Genomic DNA, 15855 nt, shown 5'->3' on the forward strand with positions numbered 1-15855 from the left:
GCACGTAGCGAGCAATGCTGCGGCGCAGCGGGTTTCGCGAATCGGCTACTTGAGCGCCGCCTGCCACTTGGTGAGCGCCTTGCTGAACAGGCGGTTGGCCTCGTCGGCGTGGTAGTCGTTGACGTTGGCGTTGTAGTCGAAGTACCAGATCTTGCCGCCCGACCGGCAGACATAGTGCAGGCCGCGGGCCTGGCCGCCGCCGGCCGCCGTGGCGTCCATCTGGTAGCCGATGATCTCGTCGCCCACCGCCGGAATGTTCGAGATCTTCGTGTACACGATCTGCATGCCGTCGTAGATCACCGTCGGGCAGTTGTCGGAGGCGTCCTTCTCCTCGTCGAATTCGCTCTTGATCTCGGTGGGGGTGCGGAATGCGACCGTCGTCGTCACCGCGGCCCCGCCGTAGCCGCCCTTCTGGCCGAAGGCGGAGGTGGCCTTCGCCGCCGGTTTGGTCGCGGGCGGGGCGGCCTCCTTCTTCAGCTTCGCGGTGCAGTCCGGAGTCTCACCCGAGACCCGCGCCTCATCGGTGCCGTCGTTGGTCTGCTGCTCCTTCTTGGTGTCCTCGGTCCACCCGATCGGCAGGTCGTCGACCGCCAGCACCATCGCCGCCGGATCGCTCGTGCCCGCTCCGGTTTTGGTGGTGGCGGCCGCGCTCGACGTCTCCGGGGACTGGGCCTGCGTGCCGACCGAATCATCCGACCGCGTCGCCACCACGGCGATCACCGCACCCACGACCAGCACCGCGACTCCGGCCAGCGCCAGCAGGATCATCCGATTCCTGTTGCGCCCCACCGGTTGTGTGACCACCGGCGATTGTGCGCCGAACTGACCGGGTGCGGCGAAGGGCTGCTGCTGCGCGAATTGTCCTTGCGGCATACCGAACTGGCTCTGCGGCGCGCTGAACCGGCCCTGCGGAGAACCGAACCGTGCCTGCGGGGAACCAAACTGCGCGTGTGGATCGAAGCCCGGTCCCTGCGGCGAACCGAACCCTGGTGGCGGGAACCCCGGCTGCGGAACATCGTGACCCGGTCCCGGGGCGAAGTGCTGGGGTTGCCCGAACTGCTGCTGCGGTTGCCCGAATTGCTGCTGCGACGGGAACTGGCCCTGTGGCGGAAACTGCGTCCGAGCCGGTTGCCCGTGCCACTGCTGGGTGGCTGCCCACTGGCTGTCCGGCTGCGGTGGATCGCTGTGATGATCCGGTTGCCCGCCGGAGGGTGACGCGGGTGGCGGTGTGGTCATGCTGTCCCCCTGGACCCGGGCGTTCTGGTCACAGCGGGTCGAGCCCCGGACCTCCTCCCCGCGGGGACCATTGTTATCACAGGGCCCCGACACCGCCCGCCCGATTGTTGGCGATGATCTGCCGGAACATGGCGAGAAGGGCTGGAGCATCGAGGGTTTCGCCCTCCCCCACGGCGATCATGCGGGCGGTCTTGTTGTCGTGACCACCGGTGATGATGCCCCCGGGATCGGGCACTATGGCCCCGTCGCAGAGGAGGATGTCGACGGCCTTCTTGGTGGCGAGCAGCACGCAGATACTGCCGTCGAGCACGAAGTCGGGGCGGACCGTGCGTTCGATGGTCTCCTCGACCGCCGGGTCGCCCGCGTGCACCAGGTCGCCAACCTGGCCGCGGATGGCCTGTTGCCGGCCGCGCAGAGCGTCGATGTAGGCGTCCACCCGCGGATCACTCGCATGGGACTTTCCGCCATCCGAGCACGGCCGGGGCGCCCGGGTGCCAAGAAGCGTCTGCGTGCTGAAGCTGTCACAGCGGGTGACTAGACTCAGTTGGCTGTCTGAAACGCTGATCTGCGCCGAGGAGTCTGCCCCATGACCACCCAACGTCCACCTCTGGCGGGATTGGCTGCGGTGGCCGGTGCCGATGCCGCGCTGGAGCAGGTCGCGAGCCTGATCGGCCGGGAGTCGGCGATGTTGGTCGCGCCGTCGGCGGTGCGGCCGTTCGTGGCGTCGACCATTGCCGGGCACCGCCCGCTGCTGGTGGTGACGGCCACCGGGCGGGAGGCCGACGATCTGGCCGTCGAGCTGACGGAGATGCTGGGCGACACGGTCGCGTTGTTCCCGTCCTGGGAGACGCTGCCGCACGAGCGGCTCTCGCCGGGCGCGGACACCGTGGGCCGGCGGTTGCAGGTGCTGCGCCGGCTGGCGCATCCGGAGGACCCGGGGTTCGCGGGTCCGCTGCGGGTAGTGGTCACCACGGTGCGCTCGCTCATGCAGCCGATGGCGGCGGGGCTCGGGGAGATCGAACCCATCGTGCTGCGCCGCGGCGCCGAGTTCGATTTCGACCAATTGCTCACGCGGCTGGTGGAATTCGCCTACGAGCGGGTCGACATGGTCGGCAAGCGCGGCGAGTTCGCGGTGCGCGGCGGCATTCTGGACGTCTTCCCGCCGACCGCGGATCATCCGGTGCGCGTGGAGTTCTGGGGCGACGAGGTCTCCGAGGTGCGCGCCTTCTCGGTGCAGGACCAGCGCTCGATCCACGAGGTGCCGATCGACCTGGTGGTCGCGCCGCCGTGCCGGGAACTGCTGCTCACCGACGCCCTGCGGGAACGCGCCGCGCAGGTGGCCGCCGAGAATCCGGCCGATGCCGCGCTGGTGGAGATGCTGGAGAAGATCTCCCAGGGCGTCCCGGTGGAGGGCATGGAGGCACTGCTGCCGGTGCTGCAGCCCGGTGAGCTGCAACTGCTGGTGGATGTGCTGCCCGCGGAAACCCATGTGCTGCTGTGCGATCCGGAGAAGGTTCGCACCCGCGCCGCCGACCTGGTGCGCACCGGGCAGGAGTTCCTGGAGGCGTCGTGGACGGCGGCCTCCTTCGGCGGGGCCGCCCCGCTGGGCGCGCACGGCCTGGATCTGGCCGCCTCGAGTTACCGGGGTCTGGATGTGGTGCATGCCGATGCCGAGCGGCGCGGCCTGCCCTGGTGGACGCTGAGCCCGCTGGCCGCCGACGATCCGCGGGAGATCGCGCTGCCGGTGCTGGCCGCCGCCTCGGCGCGCGGTTCGGAGGAGCTGGTCGCCACCATCTTCGCCTCGCTGCGCGCGCATGTCGCGACCGGTGGCCGCGCGGTCATCGTGGTGGCCGGACACGGTACGGCTCAACGCATTCTGGAACGGCTCGCCGATGCCGAGGTGCCCGCGGCGGCGTTGGAGGCCGGTGCCGAGCCGGTGCGCGGACTGGTCGGCGTGTTGTGCGGGTCGCTGCACGACGGCGTCGTGTTCGACGACGCCAAGCTGGTGGTGATCGCGGAGTCCGATCTCACCGGCAACCGGGTCACCGCGCCCGGCGAGGGCAAGAAGCTGCCCGCGCGGCGGCGCAACCAGGTCGATCCGCTGGCGCTGACCGCCGGCGACATGGTGGTGCACGACCAGCACGGCATCGGCCGCTTCGTGGAGATGATCGAGCGGACCGTCGGCGGCGCGCGCCGCGAGTACCTGGTCATCGAGTACGCGCCCAGTAAGCGCGGCCAGCCGGGGGACCGGTTGTTCGTGCCGATGGACTCGCTGGATCAGCTGTCGCGCTATGTCGGCGGCGAGATGCCGTCGCTGTCCAAACTGGGCGGTTCCGACTGGGCCAATACGAAGCGCAAGGCGCGCAAGGCGGTTCGTGAGATCGCCACCGAGCTGGTGCAGCTCTATGCCGCCCGGCAGGCCGCGCCCGGCCACGCCTTCGGCGCGGACACGCCGTGGCAGCAGGAGATGGAGGACGCCTTCGCGTTCACCGAGACCGTCGATCAGCTCTCGGCGATCGCCGAGGTGAAGTCCGATATGGAGAAGGCGGTCCCGATGGACCGCGTCATCTGCGGTGACGTCGGCTACGGCAAGACCGAGATCGCGGTGCGCGCTGCCTTCAAGGCGGTGCAGGACGGCAAGCAGGTGGCCGTGCTGGTACCGACCACGCTACTGGCGCAACAGCATCTGCAGACCTTCACCGAGCGGATGGCCGGTTTCCCGGTGGTGGTGAAGGGCCTGTCCCGCTTCACCGATGCGGCCGAATCGCGGGAAATCCTGGAGGGCATGACCACCAAGGATGTCGACATCGTGGTGGGCACCCATCGTCTGCTGCAGACCGGAGTGCGCTGGAAGGACCTGGGCCTGGTCGTCATCGACGAGGAGCAGCGGTTCGGCGTCGAGCACAAGGAGCACATCAAGGCGCTGCGCACCCACGTGGACGTCCTGACCATGTCCGCCACGCCGATTCCGCGCACGCTGGAGATGTCCCTCGCCGGCATTCGCGAGATGTCGACCATCCTCACTCCGCCGGAGGAGCGGCATCCGGTGCTCACCTATGTGGGCGCCTACAACGACAAGCAGGTGGCCGCGGCCATCCGCCGTGAGCTGCTGCGCGACGGCCAGGTGTTCTACGTGCACAACCGGGTCTCGTCGATCGACAAGGCGGCCAAGCGGATTCGCGACCTGGTACCGGAGGCGCGAGTGGTGGTCGCGCACGGGCAGATGAACGAGGACATGCTCGAGAAGACCGTGCAGGGCTTCTGGGAGCGGGAATTCGATGTGCTGGTGTGCACCACCATCATCGAGACCGGTCTGGACATCTCCAATGCCAATACCCTGATCGTGGAACGCGCCGACGCCCTGGGTCTTTCGCAGCTGCACCAGCTGCGCGGGCGGGTCGGCCGCTCGCGGGAACGCGGCTACGCCTACTTCCTGTACCCGCCGGAGAAGCCGCTCACCGAGACCGCCTACGACCGGCTCGCGACCATCTCGCAGAACTCGGATCTGGGCGCGGGCATGGCGGTGGCCATGAAGGACCTCGAGATTCGCGGCGCGGGCAATGTGCTGGGCGCCGAGCAGTCCGGGCATGTCGCGGGCGTCGGCTTCGACCTGTACGTCCGCCTGGTCGGCGAGGCGGTGGAGGCCTACCGGGCCGCCGCCGACGGCCGCCCGATCTCGGTGGACGAGGAGGTCAAGGAGGTCCGCATCGACCTGCCGGTGGACGCCCACATTCCGCCCGACTACATCGCCTCCGACCGCCTGCGCCTGGAGGCGTACCGCAAACTCGCCGCCGCCCAGGACGATTCGGCGCTCTCGGCCGTGGTCGAGGAACTGGTGGACCGCTACGGCCCGCTCCCCGTGGAGGTCGGCCGTCTGGTCTCGGTCGCCAAGCTGCGACTGCTGGCCCGCGAGTACGCCATCGCCGAGATCGGTGTCACCGGAACCACTCTGAAGGTGTCGCCGCTGCAGCTCCCGGATTCCAAGCAGCTGCGGCTGAAGCGGCTGTACCCCAACGCCACCTACCGCCCGGCGACCGGCATCGTCCAGCTGCCGCTGCCGCGCGTCGAGGACAGCGTCGGTGCGGCCCGCGTCCGTGACGTGCAGGTGCTCCAGTTCGTCGCCGACCTGCTGCTCGCCCTGGACGGAAAGGCCCCGGGCGCAGTGGATGTCAAGGTCGCAACCGAGGTGCTGGCTCCCCGATGAGTTGTCCGACGAACGCAATCCCGCCACGGGCGGCCGTAGGGCGGGCCGTCTCGCCGACGGCTTCGTGCGTCCGGTTCGCGGCTGCGGTGGCGTGATGAGTACTGGGAACGGCGCGGGAGCGGAGTCGGTCCGGCGGGGCGAGTCTGTCCAGCGGGGCGAGGCTGTCCAGCGGAGCTCGGAACAGCCCAGCGCGGGAGGCGGTTTCGTGCGTGGCGAGGCGGCGCGCGAGGCGATGGTGGCCGAATCCGCGGCGGATACCGCGCGCATGATCGCGGCGCTGGGCGAGGCGGTCGAGGTGATGGACCGGCTGTGGAACTTCGGCGGGTGGGAGGTGACGCAGACGCACGATTCGCTGCGGCCGTACCTGCTGGAGGAGACATACGAACTCCTGGACGCCATTCAGGCCGAAGACGCGGAGACCATCAAGGAGGAGCTGGGGGATCTGCTGCTGCAGGTGCTGTTCCACTCCCGGATCGCCGAGGCCGCTGGGGAATTCACCGTCGCCGACGTGGCCGCGGCGCTGGTGTCCAAGCTGGTGCACCGCAGTCCGCATCTGATCGGTGAATACGGTTCCGGGGAATACGGCATCGATCCGGCCGCGGCGGTCGCCGACAAGATCGCGGCGCAGGAAAAGGCTTGGGAGGAGCGCAAATCCGCCGAGAAGGCGCGGCGCTCCTGCCTGGACGGCATTGCCGTGGCGCAGCCCGCGCTGGCGCTGGCGGAGAAGGTTCGCTCGCGAGGTATCAAGGCGGGTTTACCCGAGGAGCTGATTCCCGGCGCTCTGCGTGTCGTGGAGCTCGGCGGGCCGGACAGTGCCGAAGAGCGGTTGCGCAAGGCCACTCTCGCGTTCGCCACCGACATCCGCGCCGCCGAGGATGCTGCCGAAATCGATCGGGGCGAGCGACGCGCGCTGGCCGCCGCGGACTGGCATCGGTACTGGCCGCGCGGCTGAACGGGATCCGGCGTCGCGGACGGATCGGGCGTCGCGGTCGCGATGCCGGGCGATAACGGCGGTGTTGCCTTCGGCTCGTTTCGGCTAGCGTCAGAGGGGTGCATGCTTCGGGGCGCGAATCGATAACCGAGTACTACCCGCCACGAACGGGTGCGATCATCGCGCTGGTCTTCTTCCTATTGATGACCGCGCTACCCGGTTTCGTGGTGTTCGACGGCAATCAGCAGCTGGTCATGCGTGTGCTCGGCGGATTGGCCATGGCGTTGTTCGGTTTCGGGGTGTACGCCATGCTCGAGGATCTGCTTCGCCCGCAGCCGACCCTGCTGATCACCGACCAGGGCTTCACCTATCGCGGGTTTCCGCATGTGGCGTGGGCGGAGGTGGAGCGGGTGCGGCTGGGCATCGGGCGGCTGCGCAAGGGCGGTCGCGCGGAGATGTTCGCCGAGGTGGTGCTGCGCGATCCGGCCGAATTCCGTGACCGCGTACAGGCACTCGGTGATGTGACCATGCGCCGCCATCCGGACCGCCGGATGTTCATCGTGGCCGAGCGGCTGCCGGTGCCGGTGCCGATGGTGGTGGACGTGATGCGGGAGCATCATCCCGGTCTGTCGGTACGTGCCGTCGAGGACGCGCCGGCCGACGCGCCGCCGGTCGCGCCCCGCTCACCCGATCGCGACATGGTGGAGAGCGCGCTCGTGAGTGCCCTCACCGAAGCGCTCCCCGTCGACTGGAATCTCGCGGTCCTGTGGTTCTCCCGGGTCGGCGACGACGGCCACGCCGGTATCCAGCTGGAACTGACCGACCCCGACGCCGATCACACCGACGAGCTCCGGCCCTCCGAGGAGATCCTCACTCTTCTCAACCGGCTCAAGGAAGTCTGCTACGACCAGATGACCGGCACCTGGCTCAGCGGCCAGGTCGTCCTCCGCGCCGCCTCCACCAAGGCCGAATTCACCCTGTCCTTCAAGGAAATCCCCGACTGGCTCCCCATCCCCGAGCCCGACGAATGCCGCCGCGAACTCGCCACCTACCCTCGCGCCGGCGACGAAATCCCCACCTGGCTCCGCCAACGCATCTCCTGACCGGCGCGCACCGCTCAGGGCCGGACGTTCTCGACTACGTCGGTGATCACCGAATAGGTGCTCAATACATTGCTCTCGATCGGCGCGTGGTCGGGCCAGTCGTGTGCCGCCCGAAACGCATCCGACTGCAGATACCCGATATACGCGGCCTCATCGGCGAATTCGAGCATCGACACATAGCCGCGCCCGACCTCCCGGGCGCGCATCAGCCGCGCCCCCACCAGCCCCGGCACCGCCGACAGCGTCCCCCGCATGCTCGCCCCGAAGTTCCGTTCGAACACCTCCCGATCCGCGTCCGCCACGAACAACTCATTGACGACGACAAACATGACTACTCCTCGAGATTCAGCGCGCGACCGATGAATCGCACGGTGGTGGACAGCACCCGATCGACACCATCCCCCGCGTCGATCCGATCGATGGCCCGTCCCAACGCCCCATCGACCAGCTCCGCGATCAACTCCGGTTCCGGATCTCCTCGCTCGGCGAGCGCCTGCCGCAGCTGTTCGGCGATCTCATGATGCGTACGCGAAATCCGCTCCCGTGCACTCTCATCCGTGAGCCCGGCCGCGCCGAGGACCGCGATTCGATGCGCCCCCGCCCCCGCCAACTCCACCGTGGCCCGCACATGGGCGATGACGCGCGCATCCGCCCCTTCAGCGGCTGCGACGGCCTCGCCCACGATCCTCTATTCCTCGGCGAGGTACCGCTCGACGGTTTCGACCTTGGCTTTCATGGCGTCGGTGACGCCCGGGCGGATGTCGGCTTTGAGGACGAGGCTGCAGCGTGGGGCGACTGCCATGACGGCGTCGGTGGCCTGTTTGACGACGGCCATGACCTCGTCCCATTCACCCTCGATGGTGGTGAACATGGCATTGGTCTCGTTGGGGAGGCCGCTGGCGCGGACGATCCGGACCGCTTCGGCGACGGCGCGGCCGACGTTCTCGCCGACGCCGAGCGGGGTCACGGAGAAGGCGATGATCAAACGTTCACGCCGTAGTCGCGGGCGATGCCGGCCAGGCCGGAGGCGTAGCCCTGGCCGATGGCGCGGAACTTCCACTCGGGGCCGTGGCGGTAGAGCTCGCCGAAGACCATGGCGGTTTCGGTGGACGCGTCCTCGGTGAGGTCGAAGCGCGCCAGTTCGGAACTGGTCACGGCGTCGATCACGCGGATGTAGGCGTTGCGGACCTGGCCGAAGGACTGGCGGCGGACGTCGGCCTCGTGGATGGAGACCGGGAAGAAGATATTGGTGATGGTCGGCGGCATGGCGGCCAGATCGACATTGATCACCTCGTCGTCACCGTCGCCCGCGCCGGTGAGGTTGTCGCCGGTGTGCTCGATGGTGCCCTCGGGGGAGCGCAGGTTGTTGTAGAAGATGAAGTGCGCGTCGGAGAGCACGCGCTGGTTGGATCCGCAGGCCAGTGCGCTGGCGTCCAGGTCGTAATCGGCGCCGGTGGTGGTGCGCACGTCCCAGCCCAGCGCCACCGCGACCTTGGTCAGGTTGGGGGCCTGTTTGGACAGCGAAACGTTTCCGCCCTTGGCCAAGCTGACAGACACACGGACTCCTTCGATACTCAGTTGCGGTCGGCCGCCATCGCTTTGAGCGTCGCGACTCGTTTCTCCAGATAGCGTAGTTCGCTGTCGTCGAGGACGGTGCGCTGAATTCCCGTGGCGACCGCAAATGCTGATTGCCGATGGTCGTCGATCACCTCGACTGTCAATTCCACCGCCACATAGTCGTCCGCGTCCGGCATGGGATCGGCGATCACCTTGGCGGTGCCGCGGGCGCACAGCGCCACATCGCCGCCGCCCAGAATCAGCAGCGCGATATCGGGGCGTTCCCGCAGCCGCGCCAGCGAGCCCCGATCGAACTTGAGGCTGAGCAGGATTCGGCGGTCACCGGCGCGCACCGGCCAGGAGACCGGGATGGCGTGCGGTGCCGGATCGGTGGTGACGAGGACCGCGATGGTGTCCTGCGGCCATTCGGGGAGGGCGTCCAGTTCGGGGTGGTCGGTCGGATGTGCTGTCGTCTCGGTGTCGTCCGGTTCCGTCACTGTCGAGGGCTCCTGACGTTCCCGCGCTTCGGCTACCATCCGCGTCACCTCACCATCGGCTCCGCACAGCGGGCTGGACTGTGCTGCGGCAAGTGTATGCCGTTGCCGCGCTGGCCCGCTGGCGTCCGATCGGGGCCCGCGGCATGCCGGTTCCGCGAGGTTCGTCCGTTACGACTGTGAAAACACCGCCGGACCTGCGTGGAAACAGATTGACGAGAAGCGGTAACGGTTGCATCATTCGTAACAGTCCCTCGACTGAACGAGGTCATGCGAGTAACCGGCCGATGACCGCCCGGTGAATATCGTCCGCCCATCCGGGTGTCGACGAACGCAGCAGCTTTTCCCAACCGGCGCGGCAGACGCCATGTGAACGAGTGAGGTGAGTGCGAATGGGATTCCGGCCGTATCAGCGACGACCGTGGAATACACCTCGCACCGCCCTGTCCGCTCCGTTCTTCTGACTGCCCAACAGGTTTGACGACGCTGCCGGTACCGGGTCCGCCCGGCGTCCGGTCGCGCCGGTCCGGGGCTGCAGATGTGAGGTGAACAGCGCGAAGAGAGCGGAGATGGTGATGGCGGATCTGGGTTCGGGGCAGCAGCCGGAAATGGTGGAGATGGTGGGGCGCGCGACCGCGGCGAATCTGGTGGTATCGGATGCGGTCATCGACGATCTGCGTTACCTGCGTGGCGAACTGGCCGCCGCGGACGTGCCGTTCGTGCTGGTGCGCGATGCCGACCATCGGCTGGTACTGGCCGTGGACAGCGGTCACCGGTCGGCCCTGAGACGGGTGCTGGGTGCCGCGATGGTCGCGGGTTTCTCCTGCAACGAGAAGCCGCACAATGTCTTCCGCCTCGGCCGCGACCTGGACCCGGCCCATCATGTGGAACTCGAGCTGTGGGAGTACCACGGCGACACCGTCGAGTGCCCGCGCCCGAATGCGCTGACCCGCATGGTCTTCGACGTCGCCGACGTGGAACCCGCCACCGTGCTGCTCTATGACGCCAGCTGGCCCACCCTGGCGGGGATGTTCACCCCCAACCCGACCGATGTCGGCTTCGACATCGACCTGGTCTTCTCGTGGGTGGACGGCACCGACCCCGAATTCCGCGCCCGCCGTGCCGGAATGATGGCGCAGGTGGTGGTCGGCGAGGGCGACGAGGCGGACGCCCGCATCCGCCAGATCGACGAACTGCGCTACGCCCTGCGCTCGGTGCACAAGAACGCGCCGTGGATCCGCCGCATCTTCATCGCCACCGATTCCCGGATTCCGGACTGGCTGGCCGACGACCCGAAGGTCACCATTGTCCGTGCGGTGGACCACTTCTCGGACATCAGCGGCCTGCCGGTGTTCAATTCCCATGCGATCGAATGCCAACTGCAGCACATCGAGGGCTTGTCGGAACACTTCCTCTACTCCAACGACGACATGTTCTTCGCCCGGCCCGTGCGCCCGTCCATGTTCTTCACTCCCGCGGGCATCAGCCGCTATATCGAAGCGGGCACCCGAATCGGCCCGGGCGCCAACAACGAACGCCGCAGCGGTTTCGAGAACGCGGCCCGCGTCAACCGCGCCCTGCTGACCGAGCGTTTCGGCCACGTCATCACCCGCCACCTCGAGCACACGCCGGTGCCCTTGCGCCGCAGTGTGCTCCTGGAAATGGAGGAGGTGTTCGCCGAGGATTTCGCGCGTACCCGAGCCAGCCGCTTCCGCGCCGCCACCGATATCTCGGTGACGAATTCCCTGTACCACTACTACGCCCTGCTCACGGGCCGCGCGGTCCCGCAGGAGGCCGCCAAGATGCGCTATGTGGACACCACCATGTACACGGGCCTGGCCCTGCTCGATGGCCTGGCCAAACGCCGCAACGTAGATTTCTTCTGCCTCAATGACGGCAGTTTCCCGGAGGTCCCGGAGGCCGAACGGGTCCGCGCCGTCTCGGAATTCCTGGAAACGTACTTCCCGGATCCGGCCCCCTGGGAAAAGCCGGATACCACCGTCGGCACCATGACGGCCTTCGAGTCCGGCGCGGCCTGACCCGTCCGGGGCAATGACTGTCAATCGTCCGGTGGGCGCTGCCGGACCGGGCCCGGGTTCGGCGCGCACCCGCGCGACGAACCCGGGCGGTCGCTCAGAGTGCGTACGGGTTGAAGGTGCAGACCAGGTTCGGATGGCCGGCCGGGTCCAGGGCGTGCAGGGCGATGGACGCGGCCCGTGGCGAGTACATCATCGACAGGTGGTCGGACAGGTCGATACCGCAGTTGTCCTGCAGGGTCACATTGTTCACCGTCGCGCCGGGGCCGGCGGTCAGGAAGGTGGCGTTGTACGGGGTCGAGATCTCGTCGTGGGTGGTGGCGACGCTGGTGTAGTGCACGCCGGGGACGGTGTCGCCGGTGGCGTCGAGGGTCGAGTAGAAGCTGGATCCGGTGACCTGCTCGATCAGGCCCTGACCGACCAGCAGCTGGCTGAATCCCAGTGCGTTGAAACCCATGTCCGTCAGATGGCGGCCCAGAGTGGCGATGCCGTCGAGGGTGGTGCCGTGGTGGGTGGCCCCGAAGGTGATCAACTGGTCGACCTTCCCGGCGCCGCCGTCGAACTTCAGATATTGGTCGGCGACCGTGCCGCCCTGGGAGTGCCCGATGATGTCGACCTGGTGTGCGCCGGTCGACGTGAGCACCTTGTCGATGAAGGTGGCGACCTCCTTGGCCGAATCCTCCATGGGCGCAATGCCATTGACGCCCGGCACCAGCGCGCCGAGACCACCCTGCTGCAGCAGACCCTCCTGGCCGAAGTTCAGCGCGTACACGCAGAATCCGGCCGCTTTGATCTTGGGCGACAGGTAGGCGAAGCCGTCATAGGCGTTCATCCAGGATCCGTGCAGCAGCACCACCGGCTCGGGGTGTGCCGCACTGGGTTTGCAGTTCCAGTCGTTGGCGCCGCCGGGCGCCATGTTCTCGTTGGCGAGTGAGAAGGTGAACGCGGCCACGGCGTCGGTCATTTCGGGACCGTTGCCGGTCGGGATGGTGGAGTGCGGCGCACTGGAGATGCCGGTGTCCGCGAGTGCCTTGCCGGCGGTGGTCACGCCGGTGTTGATGGCGTCGACGAGATCCTGGATCGTGGGCTGGGTAGCGGCCTGGACGTTCACGCTGTGCGTACCGGCCATCACGGCCGCGCCCATGATCGCGGCGGCGATGCGCACGCGCATCCGCTTGCTCGTGGTCATCTGGATGTCCTTCCTGCAGGTGCCGGGCTTCACTGCCCGAACCTGGATGCCGAAGGTAGAGCCGCGGCCGCGTCCGTTCGTCCCGGTTGCAGGGGGATTCCACGTTCCAACAACGGCGCGAGTAGGTCGGTGTGAGGACCTCCAACCCCGAGAGGGGTGTGTCCTCGCTCCATACGAGTCCGCTACCGCGAGAGCGCCGGCCGCTGAGCGATGGCGCTGATATGCGCCAATAGTGTTCGGTTGGAATCTGATTGGTGCCGCCGCCCACTCTCGGCAGCATGAGAAAGAAATTCCTCGCCGCCACCGTCCTCGCCGCCGCCTCGACCGCAACCATCCTCGGCGCCGGCCCCGCCTCCGCGGACGACGTGCACCAGATCTACTTCGCCTACGGCACCGACAACGGCTACGTCAGCGGCCGCCTGACCGGCTTCAGCCGCGACACCTACGAGGTCGACGCCCGCGGCGGCCAGGTCATGGTGGTCGACGCCACCCCCTACTGGTCGGACGCCACGGTCACCATCACCGGCCCCACCGGAACCCTGTCCTACCAGCGCCAGTGGACCTCGGTCACCCTGCCGGTCAACGGTTCCTACCGGCTCACGGTGTCCTCGCCCAGCCACAGCACCGTCGACTACGGCCTCAGCGTCAAGATCGACTGAATACCCACACCATGATCCTGTGGAGCGCGCTGTCAGCGCGCTCCACATTGGCGTGTGATCACCTCGGAAGGAAGCGCGCATCCGGGTAGCGGGGGAGCCATGGTCGACGACCTTCTCCCGGTCGGACTCGCGGCCTCGGGGCAGCGCACGGCGAGTGGGCTGCGGGTACCGGATGGCCTTCGAGTCCAGTGCGGCCGCCGCCACCCCGAGTCAGGCTTTGCGCACCGATTTCGTCACTCGCGACAAGCGGTTGCGCTTCTCGAAATATCGTGCGGCATCATCACTTCCGGACGTCAGGTGGGTCGGGTCGAAGCGCTCGCCATTGCAGAGAGTGACCCGCCCGGCCGATGTGATCGTGGTGATGATGCAGTCCGCGTCGTCCCTTCCGGTCATCCGGAACCGCACGGGCGCACCTACTTTCACCCAATCGGGCAGTCTGATCATGGTCGCCGCCCCTCCTGCGCACGCTCGTCGCGCAGCCGCACGAGGTGTCGGCGCAGCGCACAGCCGGCCTTCTCGCACGCCTCACTATGGGCGCGCAAGAGGGGTTCGATCTCGCGATCGGAGAACACCGTGCCGCGCGAGGGCTCGGCGTGCCATGCGGGGTGGTCGCGCAGAGCGGCCGCCCGGTCGGACGAGGGTGGATCAGCGGGCGCGATATAGGGATTGGTCATCATCGACTCCGAGTCGTCTGACGGGAAGAGGGCACGTCGTCACCACGCGCGGTGTCTGCCACGCACGCGGTGGCGGTTATGTAGCGGCACGCGGGCGAATCTGCCCGCAACCAGCGCCGCGTGACCCGGTGCAGCCGCACGGGCATCGCCGAATCCCCACCGTGCGACAGCCAGAAGTGCGGTTCCCGTAGCAGTAATCAGAAGTAAAAACCAAATGTCCCAAACCATTACGCCAGCCCCTCGCTGAATGCGCCTGCGGATCTTGGGTTTCGATAGTTGGCGGCGTCTCGCCGCATCTGTCCACTGAACAATACTCTGGTTTAGTAAACCTGACAATGAATCTGTAGCTGGCTTCGTGCTCGTTTCAGCTACGGTGGGGTCAGCTCCTTTGCAGGGAAGGATCGAGGTCAGATGGCACCGGTGTCTCCGACGATCGCTCGCTGGGAACTGATGCTGCGCATCAGCTCTCGTGCCGAGGAACGCGGCGAGAAGGGGCATACCCTCGCCCGAGCGGTCGACGTGACCCCGCAGTACTGGTCGAAGCTTGTGAAGGGGCGTGGCGTACTGACCGAGGAGAAGCTAACGATCCTGGTCAAACTGCTCGAGTTCGATCCAGACGAGCGGGACGAACTACTCGAGTTACGCGAGGTCGCCAAGGGTGGCCATCCATTTGCCGAGTTTTCTGCCCTGTTCAACGAGCAGCTCATGCGCTTCTACGGCTTGGAAGCCGGTGCGCAGAACATCCGCAGCTTCGAGAACATCGTCATACCAGGCCTTCTCCAGATCGAGGACTACATGCGGGTCCTCATGAAGTCGCGAGTAACCACCTATAGGCCGACAGAGGTCGAGCAACGTGTCAGCGCGCGGCTGCGGCGGCAGCGACGGCTCGATAGTCCCGACCCTCTCGAACTATCGGTGGTAATGGGGCAGGCGGCCCTGATGTACAAGGTCGGCGGCGAAGACATTCGCAGCAGGCAACTGCAGCACCTGATCTCGATGGCTGAGAGACACACGGACACCCTTGACATCCGCATCATTCCGTACGAAGCGGGCGGCGCAATCGCGAGTCTCAACTCCGCGACGTTCCATCTCTTGGACTTCAAGAGTGCCCGCGTCCCCATGTTGGGCTGGGCTGAATCCGCCGCTTACTTCGAGGTCGTCGAGGATCCCAAGCGAGTCACCGCGCTCGACTACCTCTTCAACCAGATCCAGTCGATCGCCCTCGACCGCGAGCGATCACTCGAGCTGATCAAGCGGCTTACCGGCGCGAGTTAGGGTGACTGCTGTGAGCGCCGAGTTCTTCAGATCTACCTTCAGTGGTTCGGAGGGTACCTGCGTCGAGATCGCCCACCGCGCTGACCGTGTACTCATCCGAGACAGCAAGTACGCAGGCCCGTCTGACGATCAACCGACGCTCGCGATCGCACCCGAACTCTGGCCCGCCTTCCTGGATCTCGTGCTGAGCGGCAACTCCGGCCGAATTGGTGACCACCTGTCCGTCACCATCTCCACCGCCGGCGGCGCGACGCTCACTAACCCCCACGGCACCACCCTCGACTACGACCGCGCCGAATGGTCCGCCTTCATCAAGGGCGTCGCCAACGCCGAATTTGACCGCTAACAACACTTTTCGTCGACGCGCGACCCTCGGATGCGCTCTGGTCGCCGAACGGCTCGAAGGTTGGTATTGCGGCGGCAGCCGAGGTAGTCCATTTTTCGGATACGACGAAAATCCATGTTGTGCAGGGCAATCGGTGGTTGCTCCGCCGTAC

At 67.2% G+C, this 15855-nt stretch carries 18 protein-coding genes; 8 read left to right on the forward strand and 10 right to left on the reverse strand.

The features are described 5' to 3' along the window. Positions 1-45 precede the first annotated feature (45 nt). Positions 46-873: a hypothetical protein gene (locus tag ACFXKA_RS07795; RefSeq protein ID WP_379426551.1), complete on the reverse strand. Its 828-nt coding sequence runs from the start codon at positions 871-873 to the stop codon at positions 46-48. Between the two features lie 144 nt (positions 874-1017). Between ACFXKA_RS07795 and ACFXKA_RS07800 the strand changes: the two genes are divergently transcribed. After that, complete coding sequence (locus ACFXKA_RS07800; RefSeq protein ID WP_379426552.1) at positions 1018-1215, forward strand: hypothetical protein; 198 nt, start codon at positions 1018-1020, stop codon at positions 1213-1215. A 97-nt stretch (positions 1216-1312) separates the two neighbouring features. Here ACFXKA_RS07800 and ACFXKA_RS07805 read toward each other — a convergent pair whose 3' ends face one another. After that, positions 1313-1672, reverse strand: coding sequence for a hypothetical protein (locus ACFXKA_RS07805; protein ID WP_379426553.1), 360 nt, complete (start codon positions 1670-1672; stop codon positions 1313-1315). Between the two features lie 150 nt (positions 1673-1822). Here ACFXKA_RS07805 and mfd point away from each other — a divergent pair, with 150 nt between their 5' ends. The 3 genes from mfd to ACFXKA_RS07820 all read left to right on the forward strand — a co-directional run bounded on the left by mfd (position 1823) and on the right by ACFXKA_RS07820 (position 7474). Then, a complete protein-coding gene (gene mfd, locus ACFXKA_RS07810; protein ID WP_379426554.1) occupies positions 1823-5440 on the forward strand; it encodes a transcription-repair coupling factor in 3618 nt (1205 codons plus the stop codon). Positions 5441-5672: 232 nt separating this feature from the next. Beyond that, positions 5673-6392: a MazG family protein gene (locus ACFXKA_RS07815; protein ID WP_379426627.1), complete on the forward strand. Its 720-nt coding sequence runs from the start codon at positions 5673-5675 to the stop codon at positions 6390-6392. A 98-nt stretch (positions 6393-6490) separates the two neighbouring features. Further along, positions 6491-7474 carry a hypothetical protein gene (locus tag ACFXKA_RS07820; RefSeq protein WP_379426555.1) on the forward strand — a complete coding sequence of 328 codons (984 nt, stop codon included), beginning with the start codon at positions 6491-6493 and terminating at the stop codon, positions 7472-7474. A 14-nt stretch (positions 7475-7488) separates the two neighbouring features. Here ACFXKA_RS07820 and ACFXKA_RS07825 read toward each other — a convergent pair whose 3' ends face one another. Genes ACFXKA_RS07825 through ACFXKA_RS07845 form a run of 5 tightly spaced genes read right to left on the reverse strand, consistent with a single transcriptional unit; the run spans position 7489 to position 9528 of the window. Next, positions 7489-7803: an antibiotic biosynthesis monooxygenase family protein gene (locus ACFXKA_RS07825; protein ID WP_354833155.1), complete on the reverse strand. Its 315-nt coding sequence runs from the start codon at positions 7801-7803 to the stop codon at positions 7489-7491. 2 nt (positions 7804-7805) lie between these two features. Next, on the reverse strand, positions 7806-8156 hold the full coding sequence (locus ACFXKA_RS07830; RefSeq protein WP_379426556.1) for a hypothetical protein: 351 nt from the start codon (positions 8154-8156) through the stop codon (positions 7806-7808). A 6-nt stretch (positions 8157-8162) separates the two neighbouring features. Next, a complete protein-coding gene (locus ACFXKA_RS07835) occupies positions 8163-8459 on the reverse strand; it encodes an MTH1187 family thiamine-binding protein (protein WP_354833159.1) in 297 nt (98 codons plus the stop codon). Next, a complete protein-coding gene (locus ACFXKA_RS07840; protein ID WP_354833161.1) occupies positions 8456-9031 on the reverse strand; it encodes a TerD family protein in 576 nt (191 codons plus the stop codon). Before ACFXKA_RS07840 ends, ACFXKA_RS07835 begins: the two co-directional genes overlap by 4 nt. A gap of 17 nt (positions 9032-9048) precedes the next feature. Next, complete coding sequence (locus ACFXKA_RS07845) at positions 9049-9528, reverse strand: hypothetical protein (protein WP_354833163.1); 480 nt, start codon at positions 9526-9528, stop codon at positions 9049-9051. A gap of 605 nt (positions 9529-10133) precedes the next feature. Between ACFXKA_RS07845 and ACFXKA_RS07850 the strand changes: the two genes are divergently transcribed. Beyond that, positions 10134-11564, forward strand: a complete 1431-nt coding sequence (locus ACFXKA_RS07850; RefSeq protein WP_379426628.1) for a stealth family protein — start codon at positions 10134-10136, stop codon at positions 11562-11564. A 94-nt stretch (positions 11565-11658) separates the two neighbouring features. Here the strand turns inward: ACFXKA_RS07850 and ACFXKA_RS07855 are convergent, their stop codons facing one another. Further along, positions 11659-12750 carry an esterase/lipase family protein gene (locus tag ACFXKA_RS07855; RefSeq protein WP_379426557.1) on the reverse strand — a complete coding sequence of 364 codons (1092 nt, stop codon included), beginning with the start codon at positions 12748-12750 and terminating at the stop codon, positions 11659-11661. 278 nt (positions 12751-13028) lie between these two features. Here ACFXKA_RS07855 and ACFXKA_RS07860 point away from each other — a divergent pair, with 278 nt between their 5' ends. Then, complete coding sequence (locus tag ACFXKA_RS07860; protein ID WP_379426558.1) at positions 13029-13409, forward strand: hypothetical protein; 381 nt, start codon at positions 13029-13031, stop codon at positions 13407-13409. 210 nt (positions 13410-13619) lie between these two features. Here the strand turns inward: ACFXKA_RS07860 and ACFXKA_RS07865 are convergent, their stop codons facing one another. Continuing rightward, positions 13620-13853 carry a hypothetical protein gene (locus tag ACFXKA_RS07865; protein WP_379426559.1) on the reverse strand — a complete coding sequence of 78 codons (234 nt, stop codon included), beginning with the start codon at positions 13851-13853 and terminating at the stop codon, positions 13620-13622. Further along, complete coding sequence (locus ACFXKA_RS07870; protein ID WP_379426560.1) at positions 13850-14083, reverse strand: hypothetical protein; 234 nt, start codon at positions 14081-14083, stop codon at positions 13850-13852. Before ACFXKA_RS07870 ends, ACFXKA_RS07865 begins: the two co-directional genes overlap by 4 nt. A gap of 411 nt (positions 14084-14494) precedes the next feature. On the opposite strand from ACFXKA_RS07870, the gene ACFXKA_RS07875 reads away from it, so the two are divergent. Further along, positions 14495-15358 (forward strand): helix-turn-helix domain-containing protein, encoded by an 864-nt coding sequence (locus ACFXKA_RS07875; protein ID WP_379426561.1) that lies wholly within the window; start codon positions 14495-14497, stop codon positions 15356-15358. A gap of 10 nt (positions 15359-15368) precedes the next feature. Then, positions 15369-15704, forward strand: coding sequence for a DUF397 domain-containing protein (locus ACFXKA_RS07880; protein WP_379426562.1), 336 nt, complete (start codon positions 15369-15371; stop codon positions 15702-15704). Positions 15705-15855: the final 151 nt, after the last annotated feature.

The organism is Nocardia sp. NPDC059228 (assembly GCF_042754245.1).
In the GTDB taxonomy this organism is placed as follows: domain Bacteria; phylum Actinomycetota; class Actinomycetes; order Mycobacteriales; family Mycobacteriaceae; genus Nocardia.